The sequence below is a fragment of the Stenotrophomonas forensis genome, from assembly GCF_028752115.1.
GTDB classification, from domain to species: Bacteria; Pseudomonadota; Gammaproteobacteria; order Xanthomonadales; family Xanthomonadaceae; genus Stenotrophomonas; species Stenotrophomonas forensis.
In genome coordinates this window covers 2,487,669-2,505,745 of record NZ_CP082270.1, presented here as the reverse complement: position 1 = coordinate 2,505,745, position 18,077 = coordinate 2,487,669, and the positions used below count along the sequence as shown (strand labels likewise).

15 protein-coding genes are annotated in these 18,077 nt (G+C 60.4%); 9 read left to right on the top strand and 6 right to left on the bottom strand.

Annotated features, from left to right (window positions below):
- Positions 1-173: 173 nt before the first annotated feature.
- Together K5L94_RS11800 and K5L94_RS11795 are read right to left on the bottom strand one after the other, a co-directional pair.
- The gene (locus K5L94_RS11800) at positions 174-2,150 is read right to left on the bottom strand and encodes a TonB-dependent receptor plug domain-containing protein (RefSeq protein ID WP_274510493.1); all 1,977 of its coding nucleotides are present in this window, start codon (positions 2,148-2,150) and stop codon (positions 174-176) included.
- A 72-nt stretch (positions 2,151-2,222) separates the two neighbouring features.
- Positions 2,223-2,633 carry a MerR family transcriptional regulator gene (locus tag K5L94_RS11795; protein WP_274510492.1) on the bottom strand — a complete coding sequence of 137 codons (411 nt, stop codon included), beginning with the start codon at positions 2,631-2,633 and terminating at the stop codon, positions 2,223-2,225.
- A gap of 160 nt (positions 2,634-2,793) precedes the next feature.
- Between K5L94_RS11795 and K5L94_RS11790 the strand changes: the two genes are divergently transcribed.
- Positions 2,794-3,348: a cation efflux transmembrane domain-containing protein gene (locus K5L94_RS11790; protein ID WP_274510491.1), complete on the top strand. Its 555-nt coding sequence runs from the start codon at positions 2,794-2,796 to the stop codon at positions 3,346-3,348.
- Positions 3,349-3,392: 44 nt separating this feature from the next.
- Here K5L94_RS11790 and K5L94_RS11785 read toward each other — a convergent pair whose 3' ends face one another.
- Entirely contained in the window at positions 3,393-4,346 is a 954-nt protein-coding gene (locus tag K5L94_RS11785; RefSeq protein ID WP_274510490.1) for an alpha/beta fold hydrolase, read from the bottom strand.
- 168 nt (positions 4,347-4,514) lie between these two features.
- On the opposite strand from K5L94_RS11785, the gene K5L94_RS11780 reads away from it, so the two are divergent.
- From K5L94_RS11780 to K5L94_RS11770, 3 genes are all read left to right on the top strand, one after another.
- Positions 4,515-5,084, top strand: a complete 570-nt coding sequence (locus tag K5L94_RS11780; RefSeq protein ID WP_274510489.1) for a TetR/AcrR family transcriptional regulator — start codon at positions 4,515-4,517, stop codon at positions 5,082-5,084.
- A 61-nt stretch (positions 5,085-5,145) separates the two neighbouring features.
- The gene (locus K5L94_RS11775) at positions 5,146-5,622 is read left to right on the top strand and encodes a nuclear transport factor 2 family protein (protein WP_274510488.1); all 477 of its coding nucleotides are present in this window, start codon (positions 5,146-5,148) and stop codon (positions 5,620-5,622) included.
- Between the two features lie 140 nt (positions 5,623-5,762).
- A complete protein-coding gene (locus K5L94_RS11770; protein ID WP_274510487.1) occupies positions 5,763-6,860 on the top strand; it encodes a hypothetical protein in 1,098 nt (365 codons plus the stop codon).
- 52 nt (positions 6,861-6,912) lie between these two features.
- Here K5L94_RS11770 and K5L94_RS11765 read toward each other — a convergent pair whose 3' ends face one another.
- A complete protein-coding gene (locus K5L94_RS11765; protein ID WP_274510486.1) occupies positions 6,913-7,365 on the bottom strand; it encodes a hypothetical protein in 453 nt (150 codons plus the stop codon).
- A gap of 18 nt (positions 7,366-7,383) precedes the next feature.
- Complete coding sequence (locus K5L94_RS11760; RefSeq protein WP_274510485.1) at positions 7,384-7,740, bottom strand: hypothetical protein; 357 nt, start codon at positions 7,738-7,740, stop codon at positions 7,384-7,386.
- 578 nt (positions 7,741-8,318) lie between these two features.
- Between K5L94_RS11760 and K5L94_RS11755 the strand changes: the two genes are divergently transcribed.
- From K5L94_RS11755 to K5L94_RS11740, 4 genes are all read left to right on the top strand, one after another.
- Positions 8,319-9,035, top strand: coding sequence for a hypothetical protein (locus K5L94_RS11755; protein ID WP_274510484.1), 717 nt, complete (start codon positions 8,319-8,321; stop codon positions 9,033-9,035).
- 132 nt (positions 9,036-9,167) lie between these two features.
- Positions 9,168-9,611 carry a hypothetical protein gene (locus K5L94_RS11750; protein WP_274510483.1) on the top strand — a complete coding sequence of 148 codons (444 nt, stop codon included), beginning with the start codon at positions 9,168-9,170 and terminating at the stop codon, positions 9,609-9,611.
- A gap of 43 nt (positions 9,612-9,654) precedes the next feature.
- A complete protein-coding gene (locus K5L94_RS11745) occupies positions 9,655-11,250 on the top strand; it encodes a hypothetical protein (RefSeq protein WP_274510482.1) in 1,596 nt (531 codons plus the stop codon).
- Between the two features lie 102 nt (positions 11,251-11,352).
- Entirely contained in the window at positions 11,353-11,862 is a 510-nt protein-coding gene (locus K5L94_RS11740) for a hypothetical protein (RefSeq protein WP_274510481.1), read from the top strand.
- A 425-nt stretch (positions 11,863-12,287) separates the two neighbouring features.
- On the opposite strand, the gene K5L94_RS11735 is transcribed toward K5L94_RS11740, so the two are convergent.
- On the bottom strand, positions 12,288-16,103 hold the full coding sequence (locus K5L94_RS11735) for a hypothetical protein (RefSeq protein ID WP_274510480.1): 3,816 nt from the start codon (positions 16,101-16,103) through the stop codon (positions 12,288-12,290).
- A gap of 1,518 nt (positions 16,104-17,621) precedes the next feature.
- Here K5L94_RS11735 and K5L94_RS11730 point away from each other — a divergent pair.
- Complete coding sequence (locus K5L94_RS11730; RefSeq protein ID WP_274510479.1) at positions 17,622-18,056, top strand: hypothetical protein; 435 nt, start codon at positions 17,622-17,624, stop codon at positions 18,054-18,056.
- The last annotated feature ends 21 nt before the right edge of the window (positions 18,057-18,077 follow it).

Genomic DNA, 18,077 nt, shown 5'->3' with positions numbered 1-18,077 from the left:
CTTGGGATGTCTATCGGCCCAGGGCGGATCCGATCTGGGCCGATATCGGACATTGGCAGGCGAATGGGGCAGGGAAGCAGTCCAGCTCTAGGATCAGGGATGTTTATCGAGGGTAGGGCGAGTGTCCGCTTCTGCCCGGAGGCGGACATCGCCCTTCCGCGTTGGACCACGCCCTAGAACTTCATCCTCACACCGCCGTTCACCACAAACCCTTCCAGCGGCGCCCATGCGTCCACGGTCCACTGGCCATCGTCGGCGCGACGAGGCCGCAGCATCGGGTTGTAACCGCTCTGGCGGACGTTGAGGATGTTTTCCAGGTTGAGGAACAGGCTGACTCTGCCAAGCACCATTTCACCCAGCGCACCCACTTCCAGGTACGGCCGGCTGCGTCGACGCCAGGGGCTGTCATCCAGCGCCTGGATGCCGGTGTAGTAGGCTTCGAGCCCCACGCGGCCACGATCATGCTGCTCCCACATGGCAACCAGTCCTGCGCTGTGCCGGGGCGTGAGCGAGACCGGGCGGCGGCCAGCGCCTTCCGCACCGGGTTCGCGCGCGTCGGTGTAGACATAGCTGCCGGTCACCGTGACGTCCTGCCAGCGGTAGCGCAGCAGCAGTTCACTGCCACGCGTGCGGGTGACACCCGCCACATTGATCAGCTGCACACGTTCACCCGGGGCGGTCGCAGACTCCACCAGGCGTACCGCATGGTCGATGCCGGATGCGAACACGCTGAGATTCAATTCCCACGGGCCCTGCACGTAGCCTGCATCGATGGACCCGGTGGTAGCGATCTCCGCGCGAAGGCCACTCAGCGGCTCCAGCCGTGACAGGCCAGCGGCCTCGATCTGCTCGACAAAGGGGGTAGGCGCGTAGAAGCCTCTGCCGATCGAGGCGCGCAGAGTCCACGCATCAGGGCGGAACAACAGTGATACGCGGGGGCTGAAGTGCCCGCCATAGGCGCTATGCTGATCCCAGCGCGCACTGCCCGAAAGCGTAAGGTCATCGCGCAACGCCTGCTCGGCCTGAACGAACAGGGCGGGCACCGTGTAGCGGTAATCAATCTGCGGGTATCGCGCGGAACGGAACCGGTCCTGTTGCGCGGCAATGCCCGCCAGCCAGCTGGTGGCGCCAGCGCCGGACGCGTAGCTCACTTCGGCAAATCCGGTCTGATGGGTGTCGTTGTCCTGTTCAGGGCCATACCCGTGGTCGTGATCGGTGGACATGGCCGATGCACGTAGCTGCAGGCGGTCGCTCTCGCGCACCGGAACATCGAGCACGACGCCAGCGTCAACGCGCTCCGTGCGCTGTGTCAGAGCGAAGGGCTGCCCATCGGGCGCCCGTTGACCGGGCAGCGTCCCGCCCAGCCGACTCTCGCGCATTGCGCCTGCCGTCAGCAGCGCACGCGCTCCATCGTCCGATTCCCAGAACAGACGCGGCCGGACCGTGGCTCGCTCGTAGCCGGGGATGTCAGCCCAGCCGTCTCCGTCCAGGTCCTGGCGGTCCTGGCGATGGTAGCCACCCACCACCGACAGGCCCCAGCGCTCGGCCAGCGGCCCGGCTGCGTAGCCAGTCACGTCCTGGCCGCCGCGGCTGGTGGCATTGAGCAGCATTTCAGCCTCGGCGGTCTCCTTGGGCCGACGCGATATCAGGTTCACCACGCCGCCCAACGCTGCCGGGCCGTACAACGCCGATGTGCTGCCCTTGATGATCTCGACACTGCCCAGGTCCGTCGGGGGAATCTGCAGCAGACCGATGGACGATGACTGACCGCCGTACAGCTGCAGGCCATCGGCCAGCAGCTGGGTATACCGGCCGCGCATGCCCTGGATGCGGATATTCGACGCCCCCATGCCCGGCGAGGTGTTCTGCACCCGCACGCCCGCCGTCTCGGCCACAAGCATGGAGACGTTGCCCGGCGACATCAGCAGCTTCTCTTCGATCTCCTCCTGCGATACGACGTCCACCCGGATCGGTTCGTCGGAAACGCGACGCCCTGAGCGGGTGGACTGCACCACCACCGCATCCAGCTCCACGGCCTCATCGTGGTGGTCGTCGTGCGCGGCGGGTGGTTCATGCGCACTGGCGGGGGCAGCGGCGGACAGCAGGGCGGCGCTCAACGCCAGGGCAAGCGGATGGGCAAACAGGGTCATGGGTCGTCAGGGCGGCATGGCCGCGCGGTGGCGAAGTAGCCCGGCGTTGTAAACCTTGATGCAGCTACAAGGTCAAGCGGCGGCCTTCGGCTGAAGTGCTTCCAGCACCCTGCAATCGGCTACGCGCCCGCCCGGGCAATTGCCGATCATCCGCTGCAGTTCGCCCTGCAGCGCCTGCAGGTCGCGGATCCGGCGCGCGATGTCGGCGATATGCGCCTTCACCACGTCGTCCACCGAGCTGCATTCGTGCTCGCGCTGCTCACCCAAGGCGATCAGCTCGCGGATCTGCTCGATGGAAAAGCCCAGCTCCCGGGCCCGGCGCACGAATGACAGCCGCCGCTGGTCCTGTGCGCTGTAGTAGCGGTAGTTGCCGTCCGACCGCAGCGGTGGCTGGAGCAGGCCGATCTTTTCGTAATAGCGGATGGTCTCGGCCTTGGTGCCGGTCTGGCGGGCCAGCTGGCCGATGGTGAGGTGAGCGGACATGGGCTTGACCTTGTAGGGGCTACAGGGTTGATAACGGCTGCCCCACCTCTTTTCAAGCCCAGGCCAGGCCTGGCCGGAGATACCCATGGATCACTGCTGCGGCCACAAGCGCCGGGACCTGGAAGCGCTGGCACTCCACAGTGCGCAACGGCGCGTGCTGGTGGCGGTACTGATCATCAACCTGGCGATGTTCCTCATCGAGTTCGGCGCAGGCGTCGTGGCGCGCTCAAGCGCGCTACAGGCCGACGCTGTCGACATGCTGGGCGACGCCATCGTGTACGGCCTGAGCCTGTGGGCAGTGAACCGGGGGGCGCGCTGGGAAGCCGGTGCAGCCCTGGCCAAGGGGGCGCTGATCCTGGGCTTCTTTGTGTTCATCGTGCTGGAGGTCATCGCCAAGCTGGCAAAGGGCGTGCCCCCTTCCAGCGGCGTGATGCTCGGCTTCGGCGCCATCGCGCTGGCGGCCAATCTGGTGTGCCTGGCGTTGCTGTGGCGGTTCCGCACGCTCAACATCAACATGAAAAGCACCTTTGCGTGCTCGCGCAACGATGTCGCCGCCAATATCGGCGTACTGGTGGCTGCCGGTGGCGTCGCGCTCACCGGTCGTGGCTGGCCGGATATCGTGGTGGGTGTCGTCATCGCGCTGCTGTTCCTGAAGTCCGCGGTGGGCGTCATCCGCGAAGCATGGCCCGCATGGCGCGCGGCTGCGAAAGCGTGAGGTGAGGCAAGGGGCTCCGGCGAGACGCCAGAGCCCCAAGAGGCTTACTTTTCCTGCAGGAACGTCAGCAGGTCCTGGTTGACGCGATCCTTGTGCGTGTCGGTCAGGCCATGCGGCGCGCCCGGGTACACGATCAGCCGGGCGTTCCTGATCAGCTTTGCCGACTGGCGGCCGGAGATGTCGATCGGCACGATCTGGTCGTCGTCGCCATGGATGACCAGCGTCGGCACATCGAACTTCTTCAGGTCGGCGCGGAAATCGGTTGCCGAGAACGCAGCGATCGAATCGTAGGTGTTCTTGTGGCCGCCCTGCATGCCCTGCGCCCACCACGCATCGATCAAGCCCTGAGACACCTTCGCGCCCGGGCGGTTGAAGCCGTAGAACGGGCCCGACGGGATGTCCTTGTACAGCTGCGCGCGGTTGTCCATCTGCGCCTTGCGGATGCCGTCGAACACTTCAATCGGCAGGCCATTGGGGTTGTCGGCGGTCTTCAGCATGAACGGCGGCACCGAGCTGATCAGCACCGCCTTCTTCACCCGGCCGGTGCCATGGCGGCCGATGTAGCGGGCCACTTCGCCGCCGCCGGTAGAGAAGCCCACCAACGTCACGTCATGCAGGTCGAGCGTGTTGATCACCGTGGCCAGGTCATCGGCGTAGTGATCCATGTCGTTGCCGTCCCACGGCTGGCTGGAGCGGCCGTGGCCACGACGGTCATGCGCAATGACGCGGTAGCCGTGGTTGGCCAGGAAGATCATCTGCGATTCCCAGCTGTCCGAGTTCAGCGGCCAGCCGTGGCTGAAGGTGACGACCGGGCCGTCCTTCGGGCCCCAGTCCTTGTAGTAGAGCTGCACGCCATCGGCGGTGGTGATGTAGCTGGCGGTACGCGCGACGCTGGAGATCGGCGCCGGCTTGGCCGGTTCGGCGGCCTGCGCGGACAGGCCGGCCTGGACCGAGAGGGCGAGGGTGGCAACGGCCAGGGTGCGGGCGAAAGTGTTCATGCGGGAACTCTCATGGGTGGGTGGTGAGGCGTACTTTGCGCCCTGAATCAGGCGCCTGGGTGATGCAATGTCCGGATTTCTTGATAGATCGTCTTGCATGGATGTGTGCACCCGAAACGCCGCCAATCGCGCGTTGACAAGGTAGAACGTTCGTTCTACCTTGCAGCCATGCACAAGACCGGCACCGACACCGCGCAGAAGATCCTCGCCACCGCCGAGGCACTGATCTACCAGAACGGAATCCACGCCACCGGCATGGACCTGCTGGTGAAGACCTCCGGCGTGGCAAGGAAAAGCATCTACCGGCACTTTGAAAACAAGGACCAGGTGGCCGCTGCGGCATTGAACGCGCGCGACGTGCGCTGGCTGGACTGGTTCCAGCAGGAGTGCGACAAGGCCGACAGCCCCGAAGCGCGCATCCTCGGCATGTTCACTGTGCTCAAGGGCTGGTTCGAGTCCGAGGGCTATCGCGGCTGCGCCTTCATCAATACCGCGGGCGAAGTGGGCGACCCCGACGATCCGATTCGCCACATCGCAAAAAGCCACAAGCAGAAGCTGCTGGATTACACGCTGGAACTCACCACGCAACTGGATATCCAGCAGCCGGACGCGCTGGCGCGCCAGCTGCTGGTTCTCATGGAAGGCGCCATCACCGTCTCGCGCGTGATGGGCGACTACAACGCCGCAGACACTGCCAGGGATGTTGCAGAAGTGTTGTTGGAGCAGGCCAGGCGCTGACGCCTGAGCCATCAAAACCTGTCGAAGCACCCCGTTCATCCACTTGATTGGAGGCCCCACCGTGTCCACTGAAGCACCCCGCCCGCCGCTGCCGCCGTTCACCCTTGCATCGGCCATCGAGAAGGTTCGTCTTGCCGAGGATGGCTGGAACTCCCGCGATGCCGACAAGGTCGCGCTGGCCTATTCGCTCGACACCCGCTGGCGCAACCGCGCCGAGTTCACCCACGGCCGCGAGGAAGCGCGGCAGTTCCTGGCCCGCAAATGGAAGAAGGAACTGGACTACCGCTTGATCAAGGAACTGTGGGCCTTCAGCGGCAACCGTATCGCCGTGCGCTACGCCTATGAGTGGCACGACGACTCCGGCAACTGGTTCCGTTCCTATGGAAACGAGAACTGGGAATTCGGAGCGGATGGATTGATGGAGCATCGGTTCTCGAGCATCAACGACATGCCCATCAAGGAGAGCGAGCGCAAGTTCCATTGGCCGCTGGGGCGTCGCCCGGATGATCACCCGGGGCTGTCTGACCTGGGCATGTGAGCGCGGCTGGCCGACGTTCGCTTCACCCTCCATTGCGTAACCTGCACGCCACAGCACGTCATGCCTCACGTTGAGGCATGACGCGCGCCGAGGCTGGAATCGAGTGCTTTCACTCGCAGAACAGGAGGCAGGACGCGACCGTGAAGGCAGTTCCCATCATCATCGCAGCAGCACTGGCCGCCCCCTCGCTTGATGCGCGCGCGGCCAGCGAAGACCGCAACACAGCGCCTCATTTCGATCTCGGTGGCGCCGTTCGATTCAACTATGGCTGGCTCGATTACGGGCCCACCAGCCGCCTGCAGCTGGAGCTGCTTCGCGCCGACATCGATGCCGGCAGCGGACCTTTCTCCTTCTCCGCGCAGTACCGCTGGTACGACGGCTTCGATGCCATCCATCACGCCTATGCGGGCTGGCAGTTCACCGACGCCACGCAGCTGAAGGCCGGTATCCAGCAGGTGCCCTTTGGGCTGCTGCCCACGGTCTCGCAGAGTTTCTGGTTCGGGTCCGGGTACTACCTGGGCATCGAGGACGACTACGACCCGGGCGTGGTGCTGATCCACCAGGCCGGCAATACCACCTGGCACCTCGGCTGGTTCTCGGGTGACGAGTACGGAACCGGGGCCCGCTACGACCGCTATTCCTTCGATGTGGCACAGACCGATGCGTTGCCGTATCGCGAACGGCAGCGGTTCAATGTGCGCGTCGAGCAATCGCGCGACTGGGCCGGCGGGGAGCTGCTGGTCGGCGCATCGGCCTTCGCGGGCAAGGTGCAGAACACCCGCAGCCGACGTCATCACGACCATCAGGCCGCGGCCGTGCATGCGCAGTGGAAGCGCGACGGCTGGACCACCCAGCTGCAATGGGCGCGCTACCGCTACAGCGTGCCCGGCGAACGCATCGCACTGTCGGCGTTCCAGGCCCCGTTTGAAATCGCGGCCGAGGCCGATGTGCCCAGTGCCAACGTTGCCTATTCCTTTGGCCCGCGCGGCCGGCTGGACGATGTGACCTGCTACAACAATCTCAGCATGACGCGCCCGGTGGGGCACAGCAGCGGGGTGCGCGACTCCTGGCAGAACGTCACCGGCTGCAGCCTGCAGAAGGGCGTGATGCTCACCTATGTCGACTGGATTGCCGGCCGCAACATGTGGTTTGCCGGCGGCGATGGCATCGGCATCAACAACGGCGGACCTTCGCGCTGGCATTCACGGCTGAACCTCAATATCGGGTTCTATTTCTGAAAGCTGCCGCGCGTCGGCAGCCAGTGCCACTGTAGAGTCGAGCCATGCTCGACTACGGCATTCCACATCGCACACCATCAGGCACATCGCCCGCGAGCATCAGCAACGCCCGATCCATCAGAACAGGCTCCGGCACGCCCGCCAGCACCTGCTCCAGATAGTCCACGGGTTGCAACTGCCATTGAAGCACCGCACGCAACGACAGAACGGCGGGCGCCCGCTGATTCGCATCCAGTGAGACCTGCAGCAGCACATGCTGCCGCCGCTTCTCCAGCCACAATACCGGAACGCCTTTGCAGTGAACCTGGAAAGTGGCGCCTTCATGCCGCTCCACGAACTGAAAGCCGTGCCCTGGCCGAACCTCCACGAACCGGATCGCTTGCCGGCGAAGCTGTGAGAATCGATCGTTGGAGATGCGCTGGAACGCGATAGGCGAGGGGACGGGGGGCTCAAACCACCGCGCCTGTGCCGCAATCACGCCCCCAACGCACAGGGCCGCGGCCACCCAACTGCACCAGGCCACTCAACCCTCCGGGCGCACTCGCGTACTGGCGTGCGCGGTGAGTCCCAGCCCGGCCATGATCAGCCCCTCCATAATCCGCGGGCCGACATCCTGCTCCAGCTCGCCGTTCTCGCGGGCGCGCTGCGCGGCCAGCAGGATCTCCATCACCACCCGAAGGCCCGCCAGCGAGCAGTCGGTGTCGGCCAGGGCAATGCGTCGGCCCGGCATCAGATGGCGCTCTGGCCAGGGCTGGCCATCGGATGTGGCACCCGAGCCGATGCTGTGCAGCAGGGCAATGAGGGTGTTCCGGTCCAGTGCGGGGCCGTTCGCGGGCTCTTCCTGGATCGGTTGCGGGGCAGGGGAGTAGCGCTTGGTCATGGCAGGGCTCCTTGCGGGCAGGCGGAAGCCGCCACCGATAAAGGTGGCGGACGGTGCGAGGTTCGAAACCCGGTCTACGCTAAACCGGCAGGCACGAGGCCTCCACGCACCGCCCGCCATAGCCGGCCGACGGATTGCCAGCCGGCACCACCTGACGGGTGATGCCGGCTGGCAAGCGTTTACTTCAGCGTAGAACCGGGGTTTCGAAGCCCGACCACCGGTACTCGGTGGCACGGAGAGGAATACGCCCAGTTGTGCGCGATGCCAATGCAGTAAGGCCGATCCCGTCACCACATTCAACATTTTCAGAATCGTTGTATATGGCGCAACGCGACTGAAGCCTTGGGCTGCAAGGCTATCGCCGGCATGCGTGACACGGGTCTGCTTTCTGTTGCCGCTCGGCTGGTGGCGCCAAGGACAGGGCGGATGCGACAAGCCCATGCTTTGTATGAAGATGCCTCTGGCCGTGTCAGTGGCCGCCGCGCGACCGTGACGCGTCACGTTAATTGGATTGAGTCCTGCTGCATCCGGCGCCACATGTCACTATGTGGCGGGGCTGCATTGAAGGAAGGGGAAACATGGATCGTACGCAGAAGAAGCTGACGATGGCCGACGTCGCAGGCTGGGGTTCGGCGCTGGTTACGTTCGGCTTGGTTCAAGGGGCCCTCTACCTTAAGGCGTATTGGGGGCACTTCGGCCTTGATCCCTTTCAGTTTGTTGCGGTAAGCGAGCTTGCGCTGGCAGGCCTTGCGGGCATCGGCGCGGTGTTGTTCTTCATGCTTGTTACAGCATTGCTTGGTGGCTGGATTGAGGGGAGGGTGACGGCCAACACAACGGTCCCCAGCCCCGTGATGTGGCTGATCATGGTGCTGTGCCTGGCAGGATTGGGAACAATTATCTGGTGGTCGAATGGATGGCCGCTTCTGATAGGCGGAGCATTGGTGGGCGTATGTGCCGTAGCCGTACGCCTGTCACCGGTACTGCCTGCTGCGGTAAAGGACTCACCATGGCTGATCTATGCACTGATAATGCTTGTCTATGTCTCGATTTCTTCAATCTGGATTGGATCTGACCGCGCCAGGGCGATCACCACCGGCGGAAGCAGTTACACCGTGAGTGTGACGGTTGATGGCAAGACGCAAGGCGGCGTGAGCCTGGTTGGCCGGCTGGGTGATAGCTACGTGCTGTGGGATCCGGCACAGAGGCTCGCGGTTCTTGTGCCTGTGGACGATGTGGGGAGGTTGGAAATTGGGAGAAAGGCAGCTCCGCCTGCTAAGGCGAATTATTCGCGATAAGGGTCTGTTATCAACGGCAGGATGGGAGGCCGCTTCTGGCCGAAGGACGCCATGGGCCCCAATCGGACATTGCGTGCAGTGTCGGGCTTTCTGTAAGTTGGAGAGACTGACGCCAGGGATAGGGGGACGAAGATGGGAGAGTTTACGAAGCGGGTCCGCAGTGATGCTATCGCCGGGCCGTTGAGGCGCGCTTTCACCCCCGACAGATGGAACCGTGCATTCGGGGACCTGCCGACACCTGATGCCGAAGATCAAGACATGCATGCCGCCGGGCTGGTGCTATACGAAAAGCTAGGAGCGATACGTAGCGTCCTGAAGCTTTCTTCGTCTGACAAGATCTCCGCGACGACCAAACTGCGCGCCTTTCTGGCACTCGCAAACTACGATTTCTTCGTAACAGGCGACAAGACCGGTCTTGCGATTGAGAAATTCAAGGCTGAGAGAGATGCCGTATCGCAGGAAGTCTACGACATGGAGGAAATGGCTTCGGTTAAGCTCAGCTTGCGTGGGGGGGGGCGCCTGGCTGCCCAACGAGGTTGTGGAAAGCATTGTCGATGGGATAGAGCTACCGATTAGGGTTGTTCTGCAAGCCAAACCCAATCTGGCCGGCAATCCTCGAATGAATCAGATCGAGTGGGTCGAAGTTATCCGCGAACTGAATCTGGGCGTCCTGTACCGCTTCGCTGTGGACTTGTGGGGAGAGTGCCTTTGGAACGGCTACAGGATGATCGTCACGGGACCAGTCAAGGTTTTCCTGCCGCAAGAACTCGATGTACTCCGTGGCTATCGGATAGGTTTGGCGCGCCGAGCTTCGCTCTCGATGGGCTTCAACATACAGGCGACGCAGTTCCAACGCGATGCGCTCGCTCAAGGAATGCGGCTGAAACTTCGTGATGTCCGCAGTGTCGAACGTCGTGGCAAACGCCAAGTGATCAAGGTTGCAAAACAAGGAGTCTCGACCGGCATGCTAGAGCAACTCAGCATTCTGCGCACCCATGCTGCCGAGCCGTACTACGGAGAGTTGCTGGAGGAGCGTCTCGAGTCTCTCCACGGATTGACTCTGTCCACGCTCATGGACGCCTGGACCTTCATTTCGCGTGCCGCGCACATGCTGGCTAAACCCATCAGCGAGAAGCATACCCAGAATGCTGGGGATGATCGTGTCCATGCCTGGATGCCCGAGTATGCTCCCACGCTGCAGGTTGGGGCTCTGGAGGATGCTTTGGCGGTCGCGGCGGGGATCAATAGGGCGGAAGCCCGGAGAATCGTGGAATTTTTCACGTTTCGTGGCATGGCCGAACAGGAGATCTGGGCGCAGCCACTCGTGCCAGTTGGGCCAGAGACCGTTGTGCCCGTCTTCGCAGCGGTCGCATCGCCTAATCTGCGTCGGCTGGTTGATGTGTGGATGCGACAGGCCGGCGTGGACTTAGCCAGGCGAGGGCCTGCGTTCGAAACCTACATCCAAGAGCTTGTCATAGATGCCATTCAAAGCTCGAAGCTGCTGTCACCTGTGGCCGCTTGCATCACTGGTGACTATACATTCAGACCCGCCCGCAGCCGCGACGAGCAGATCGATCTAATCTTCTCCATCGGCAACACGGTGTTCGTTGCCGAGGCCAAGTGCATCCTTGAGCCCACCGATGCTAAGGGCCTCGCTATGCACCGCAAGACTGTGCTTGGCGCTGCCGAGCAGGTATTGCGCAAGGCTAAAGCGGTTGAGGACAACCCCATAGAGTTCATTGGGGATGCTCGTCGGTTCGGAATGGCCTTAAGTGAAGGCTTCAAGGTTGAACCCTTGGTCATAGTGAGCACCAGCACTCATGTGGGCATTGCCGCGCTGACAGTGCCTGTCATCGACGAATACATTCTTGGCCGCTTTTTAAACGGTGAACTAGAGGACATCGCCTATCAGCCGGGCGATCCGGCTTCCTCAAAGCGCTTCAGGACCCGGCTCTACTCAAATGCCGTCGAGGCTGAAGAGCGAGCTCCGGGCTACTTTGCATCTCCACCGCAGATGAAGCGATTCATTGATGGTGTGCGCGCACGTGTCGTACCTCTCTACGCCGCGGACGAGGGTGATTGGGCAGGCCAAGTTGTGACAATGGAGTGCGTGGCGGGCGGGGTCCCACTCTCGCTTCAAGAGCAGGCGAGCTCGGCAATCAAAGGCGATCCAGCCACATCCGTCGTTCACGAGAACCACGTCGACGTGCCATAGCTAGCGCTGCCTATGGTCGAAGAACGCTTAAAGCTGCGTCGCCGCTCATGAAGCATTGTCGAACTCGATTGCAACAGACGCTGAGTACGCTAGGGAGAGGAAGTGACAAACAGATCCGTTCTCGCATCGTTGGTAGATCGCATCTTCGGAAGTGGGTCAGCCACCTTCGATACATTCGCTGCGCAGTCCAACGATATTACCGGTGCGCTGGCGCATCCATCCGAGTTCACCGACTTCAAGAACAACTTCGAGGCGCGATTGCACCGACTTAACAATGCTGTTGAAGCAGATGCTAGTCTGCGCGCAGAAATCCTAGCGGCCGTGAATCGAATTGTGGACGCCGGCTGGGACGGCGCGTACGCAGAGTTGTCGGCCCTCGACTACTTCCTGGCCGACCCGGCGACCGGACCAGGACAGGCCCTACTAGACCGCACTGTGCCCGCGAGCGAAACCCTAGCGTCTGAGATGGGCATGCAGAACGCCAATCAAGACCTGAGCTTTCCGGCTCTCGGCGTTTCCCTTGACACCAAGTTGCTTTCAAATAAAACAGGCGAGATCTTTGCGGGCATCTTCAAGGAGTATCGATCGGCCACGGGGCTAAGGACCTGCTGATACCAATCTAGGTCTTTTGAACGTCAACGCGAGCCACCTCTGGAATCCGAATGCCTTGCGGCCATGGTCGGGAAGTGCATTTGAGATCCGGCTGCAGGGCCGAGGTGCATACGATTTAAGCGCGCTTGATCAGGCTGTTCCTGTTTAGTTACTTTGCTCGCTAGCTAGCAATTGGTGCGCCACATGTGAGCTTGGTGGCGGAGCGCAGTCACTTTGTGCGCGACACCTAGGAATCTGGAGAATGGAACGTCCGCTTCTGGCCGAAAGCGGATGCCGGGCATGAGGAATGCGCGGCAGGGGATTAGGAAGATTCATCGGGGGTAGGGGAGGCGGCTTGCGACCCGCCAGCGGACCACAATTTGGCTAGCGTGCCGTTATCGGTGAATTTGATGGATTGGCGTCAGGGATACGGGAGGCCATCAACGCTACTCAAAGGCTTCATCACGTCCGCGGCTATTCTCGGCAAGCATCTTCTCCCAACTATCAATCCGTGAATTAATTCGCCTGACTTCGTTCTCTTGAGTCTGACGATCGGGCGTTCCAGGCTGGGTAGGGAAGGACGCGAGGACAGTAGTCAGTTGGCGCAAGATGGGCAGCAGCCAGTCAGAGCTACCGGAAGTCAAGCTGCGCTGAGTAAGTTCAGCCATGAACGCGCTCTTATCAGGCGCAAGCTCATATAGGCTTTGCGTAACTTGCGGGCCGTTGCCGTTCTTTCCATGGAGCTGGCAGAGCCGCGCAGCCAACAAGACTCGATGTGATGGGTCAGCGGCGCACCATTGAACAAGCGCGTCCTCCGAAATCGGAGAGGTCATCCTCCCGTTTGAATCTACCGAAGACTCCTCCATGGCCAAGTCATTCAACACGTGACGTTGTTGAGTCTCGTCTACGTTAAGGAGGTAGTTCAGCACCTCAGGAGCGTATCTGCGCAGGATGGGAGATACGAAATTTCCTGTTGTGCTAGGCGTATAGCGAGGGTGGAGGGTGCGTGCCCTGACCGCTTGCAGCAGAACTCCCTGCACTTCATTGAATGACCTAGAGTGCTTCGTGCCGAACTTGATTAGCTGTTCAACTTCATAGTCCAGACGCTCCCCTTCATGATCCAGATTAGGCCATTCTTCTCGAGTTAGAAAATTCCGGCAGTAGTGGCCAAGCTCTTCTTGCTCGGCTGGCGTTCGCTCTTCGGCACTGAATACGACCATGTGGAGCACATCTAGTGCAGCATGCATGCCGTCGGGGCCTTTCGAAGCGAGGTCGTTCAGAATATCTCGGATGTCTGCGACCGAAACCGATGCGAGACGTGAACCGTACCCGAGCTCTCGGTATCTCCACAGGGGAGCAAGTCCCAGCGCCAAAGCCTGCCGGATTCGCTGCGCGCCTTCCTTTGTCAGTGGAGTGGCGAACTGGAGTGTCGGCAGCCAGGAGCCTAGAGCGGCATCATTCACTAAAGTTTCCAGCAACTTGCTAGTCATTTCAGTGTCGCGCTCATTCCACCCTGATATCAGTCCAAAGACAAAGGCCGGATTGAGCCGAGTGATATCGCCGCTTGCAAGGATGACATCCTTAATTTGGCTCATCAGGGAGGATGGGTCTGTCGTTGCCAGTGCAACCCCTCGGCCAACCGAAACGGTGTAAGGCATGGCGTCCTTATCAAGCAACATTGGAAGCATTCCCCGCAACAGAACTTCGTCTGACGCCAACTGTTGGCCTAAGCGCTCGCTCTTGACGGTTGCCCGATCATCGGCGCCGAGATAGTCTTCCTCATCTTCCTCATATCCCTCATCTTTCCAAGCGTCGCGCATAGAGATGACGGCATGAATCTTGGCGCGAAGATCTTTGGGGCCAATCAGTTGCTTGAATGCCATCGCTCTCTCACGTGTTTCATTCTTGAGATCTTTATGTCTAAGGAGATCATTGAGGCTCTTGATGGCGGGCAACCAGTCATCGCATGCAATCAGGCGAGGAGCAAGCTTCGTAACTCGATCAAAGAGCACTTCATCCTTGACTAAGCCGAATACCGCCTTTCCCAGGATATTTCGAACTTCTCGCCCCACATCGTCATCGCGGAAGGCATATTCCTCAGCGATTTCAATGAAAACTGAATACCACGTCCGCTGTTCGTCCGAACTTTCTGGCCACCATCCGTATGAGCGTGTGCGTGCTCCAAAGTGAAAGTGAGATGCGGGACGGAAATTGCGAACTTTGAGGGATTCACCCAGCAGCGTGAGCCCGATCTTCACTTCATCGGAATCGCGGGCTGCTAGAAGGCGCCTCACATGCGGGGCGCGCTGCGCGGTTAGTGTCAGGGTGCCGGAGTAATACAACTGAAAGAGTGGGGCTAGCTGTTGATGCTTCTGCGCTCCAGTCCGATGATCTTTCGAAAGTAGGGGAGTGAGGTCAAGTAGGACCCGCACGCACCGGTCAAACAGACTGGGATCGTAGGCAATAGAGCTTGCAAGCTGAGCAAGCTTTTCTACGTCATACTCATTTCGGATGCCGAGATCGCGCTTCGTAGCGAAGTCTCCAATCGCATCAAGTGCAAGCGATGGGGACACAGCGGCAAAGCGCAGGAAAATTAAGAGGTCTTTGTCGGAAATGCTGCCAAGGTCAGAGAAGTGGCCTCCAGTTGCCAAGAGGTCGGATACCAGCTTTACGGCGCTCGTGGAGTTGTGAAGAAAGCTCACCCGATGTGCGAAGGATGCTCTTACCCGGTCTGTAGCTAGAGTGAACAGCTGATCCATCAAGACAGGCTGTGAAAGCTCCTCTAGAGCAAGCGCCGCGAGGCGGTTGGAGACTGCATGGGGCAATAAGGCACGCCACTTGCCACGCTCCTGAAGAAGGCCGCGTCGACGAAGATCGATCATGTTCCGTCGGAAGTCTGCGGGCGTGGTGCCCGCGAAGCCCGCCAAAATCGCGATCTCGGAGGTGGGAGATAGGTCTTCGCCGTCAAACGAATAGAGCAGGCTTGCTGCCTTGGCACAGCGCAGCAGTTCATCCCCAGCGCCCTGGGTTTGCTCGAATAAACGCCGAAATAGTTCGGTGTCTTTCAGCGAAGAAAGATCGTCGGTGCGCTTGGAGGTGGAAGCCAGGGCGAAGGCAAGACGAGAGTTGCCGTCACTGGCGTCGATGACCTTACGGATGTCATTGTACGAAAGGTGTATATATCGGGCCTGTAAGAGTGTTGACATCGTCTCTTCAGAAGCACCCTCAAGACGGTAGAGGGTGGTTTCTTCAGGCAAGTCGTCTTGGATGTCATATTCGATCGTCAGAAGGCCAAGTTGGTTGCCACTTTTAGCCTTACGTTCAACGAGCGCGGCATGCGTCTTCTGACCGCAGTTATCGACAATCAGCACAGTTTGCGCATTGGAACTCGCTAGCGCGTCGATCATGGCTTCAGGCGATGGGTCCGGTCTGTTCGAGATGTCGGTGTAGATTGCCCAATCTGGGGATAGAGCGGGAGCGCTGGTTTTGACGCGGGTGTCAAAAAGGGCTTGCGCTAGCCGCGTCTTTCCAACGCCAGACAGACCAACTAGGCGAACTGTTCCACTTGCCGCCAAATCGCGCCGTATCGCCTCAATGGCTTGAAGATCGGTCATCCCGTCGGTTGAAGTTGAGGAAAAGACACGCGGCTCGCTTCCAACTACGAACTCGGCATCCTGATCCGTCTCCTTGTAGGCCCAAGGGCCGTAAGCTGACCACCCTTGGATTGACCTACCGACGGCCTTACGCACCCAAACGGCTAGAGACGGGAAGTTCTCTACCCAATTGGCTATCTCTCGTGCGCCAAGAAAGTCGACTTTGATCATCCCAGTCAACCCGTGTTTTCCAACCACCTCTTCCATGGCGGCTACCCGGGCGCGCCGTCTAGGGTCGGCGGGATCGTCTCGGGTGGAAGCAATGAGATAGGCGCCGCCGTCGGCTGCTAATGAAACGATCGAGGGCCTGATGATCCCTTTGGGAGCCATCTCGGATTCAACCCTCGCAGGTCCAAATGGCTCGGCCTTAACCTGGACGATGGCAACACCGAGGCCCAGAGGGCCGCCCACCTCGCGAGCCGGCGGGCAATCAACCCGGACATCGACCCCCCCATCACCCGCTCGCTGATTACCACCCCAAAACACGGCAGCTGGATCCAGGCCGGCGCGCTGGAGCTGAGAACGACACAGGCGGGCCAGCAGCTCTCTGGCTTGGCCGTCGTCCAAGGCTTGGATGTGGTTGGTCTGAATATCGAAGAGAGGGTGCATGGGGCCATTGTCGCAAGGTATGTGCGCCCTGGGCAGCTTGTTCAGAGGCCATCCAGCCGTGGAGGCTTTTGCTGGGCTGTAACTAGAACTTGCAGGTCTCGGCAGGATGGCGGGTATCGCTTTCGGGGCGGGTTGGACCCGAAACCATTGATGTAAGCGGAACGCACCGAAGGAGGCGGCCCCAGCGTCGCGGGCACGGCGGCAGAGCCCGAAGTCGACGTGAGCGTAACCGCCCAGGGGTTCTCGAAGAGCTGCATCAATCTTCTGCAGCTTTCCCACGCATCCTGGCCGCATCAATTCTCGTCTGGGCCGACACCTACTTGCTTACTTAGGATCATGTCCCTGAGCACCTCAAAATTCCCAATAGAATCAACAAGGGGCACGATCCTAAGCAAAGGGACAAGAACCAAGAAAACTGACAGAAGGAGGACCAGTGCTGATCGAAGCACCTGACAGAATTTCGCAATCTTGGTATATTTAGAATGCGTTGCGCTTTAAACACCTTGAGACTACTAGCGCTTCCCATCCAAACTCGTTGAGGTGCGTTGCGCTCGAGAATCAGCGCGGCCTGTTGCGTCGGATCTACTAAGTCGCGCAACAGCACTTAGCGCTCAGCGCAACATCCTGGCCGCAGACCTGCGGGCGCCACTGGGTGGCACCCCCTTCTTTGGCAACCTTCTTTGTGGATCTCGCAAGAGCCAGCTGCGCCTAGCTTGGCCAGCGCATGATTCCACTGCCGCGCGCAAGAAACCGCTTGACCAAGTGGCGCCACTGCAAACTGTGCGGGCCGCAGGGCGACCGACTCATCCGAGAGGGGGGGGCGCTAGTTCAACCCTGGTCCTAGCCAGCCCTTCCCGTGTCGCACCATCCTCGCTGGCGACCTGAACTCTGCATCTCGCGGCGAAGGGCATATCTATTCACACCCTGAAAAATGCACTGGACTGTCGAAGCTCAAGCCAGCTGGGGCCCATGCCTGGGCCTTCACGTAAAGAGGGGGCGCTGCAGCAGGTGGAGCTGGGCGCAAATCTCACGTTTTGAGACCGCCGTCACTAAACGAAACCTTAACTAGCGCTTATAACGATTTATTAATGGGTTGCAGATGGCGGTTGGATGTGCTCTACTGTAATGAGAGGGGTTTTACGTTCATGTGAATATTCCTCTCTAAAAAAGCCACCCCTCAAGGGGCGGCTTCTTCCCAAAGAAGCAGGAAGCGAGCCCAGAAATCCTGAGCATCAAATAGCGAATCGAACGATTATAGCAGCAATTCGGCCAAATAGAAGAGCTGAATGGTGCTATGGCCAGGCCTTCTGGATCTATCTCCTGCGTAGCCGACAAGGAGTTAGACCATTGATTGATCGATTGACCGTACGAAAAGCCAGTCGCTTAGCGGTAGCGACAGTAGAAGAGCTAGCTGAGCAGGACCGGAAGTACCGGCGCAGCAATAATTCGGAAGGGATGTCCTTCCCACTCTGGTACACCAACTGTATCAAGCTAGCTGCCAAAGACGTATGTTCCGGCATGAGCGCCAACGACGCGTGTGCACGGGTGGCGAAGTTCCCAGGCGTACTGAAGGAGAAGGCAGAAGGCCTTGTCCGAAATGTCGCAGATATCGTCGCTGCAAACGACGATCTGGACTTCACCCCCCGGCAGAGTCCGCCCAGGTGCTCGGCCACTGTCGATGGTGTCTTGCTGTCTACCGGCCAAGATGTGATCGCCACACATCAGGATGGAAAGCTGGCCTTTCTCTATCTGCACGTGGTGGACGCCCCCCTCAAAGAGGAGCAGGCCCAAGCCCAGCTACACTTGGCGCAGTTCATTGCTGACGCCAAGGAGCTCAATGCAGACGTCATCATTGTGGACGTGGCCCGCAAGAAGCTAATTACCACGAGCGAACCCTACGATGCTGAGGAAGTCAGGGCGATCGTCGCATCCGCGGTTAGCAAATTGAACTGATCGTTAGCTCTTGCTCTGCAG

What these genes read in the sequence shown, in the direction of transcription:
- K5L94_RS11780 (WP_274510489.1), top strand. Translation starts at nt 4,515, where the DNA reads ATGCACAAGACCGGCACCGACACCGCGCAGAAGATCCTCGCCACCGCC.
- K5L94_RS11800 (WP_274510493.1), bottom strand. Translation starts at nt 2,150, where the DNA reads ATGACCCTGTTTGCCCATCCGCTTGCCCTGGCGTTGAGCGCCGCCCTG.
- K5L94_RS11755 (WP_274510484.1), top strand. Translation starts at nt 8,319, where the DNA reads ATGGATCGTACGCAGAAGAAGCTGACGATGGCCGACGTCGCAGGCTGG.
- K5L94_RS11785 (WP_274510490.1), bottom strand. Translation starts at nt 4,346, where the DNA reads ATGAACACTTTCGCCCGCACCCTGGCCGTTGCCACCCTCGCCCTCTCG.
- K5L94_RS11735 (WP_274510480.1), bottom strand. Translation starts at nt 16,103, where the DNA reads ATGCACCCTCTCTTCGATATTCAGACCAACCACATCCAAGCCTTGGAC.
- K5L94_RS11730 (WP_274510479.1), top strand. Translation starts at nt 17,622, where the DNA reads ATGAGCGCCAACGACGCGTGTGCACGGGTGGCGAAGTTCCCAGGCGTA.
- K5L94_RS11760 (WP_274510485.1), bottom strand. Translation starts at nt 7,740, where the DNA reads ATGACCAAGCGCTACTCCCCTGCCCCGCAACCGATCCAGGAAGAGCCC.
- K5L94_RS11795 (WP_274510492.1), bottom strand. Translation starts at nt 2,633, where the DNA reads ATGTCCGCTCACCTCACCATCGGCCAGCTGGCCCGCCAGACCGGCACC.
- K5L94_RS11745 (WP_274510482.1), top strand. Translation starts at nt 9,655, where the DNA reads ATGAATCAGATCGAGTGGGTCGAAGTTATCCGCGAACTGAATCTGGGC.
- K5L94_RS11750 (WP_274510483.1), top strand. Translation starts at nt 9,168, where the DNA reads ATGGGAGAGTTTACGAAGCGGGTCCGCAGTGATGCTATCGCCGGGCCG.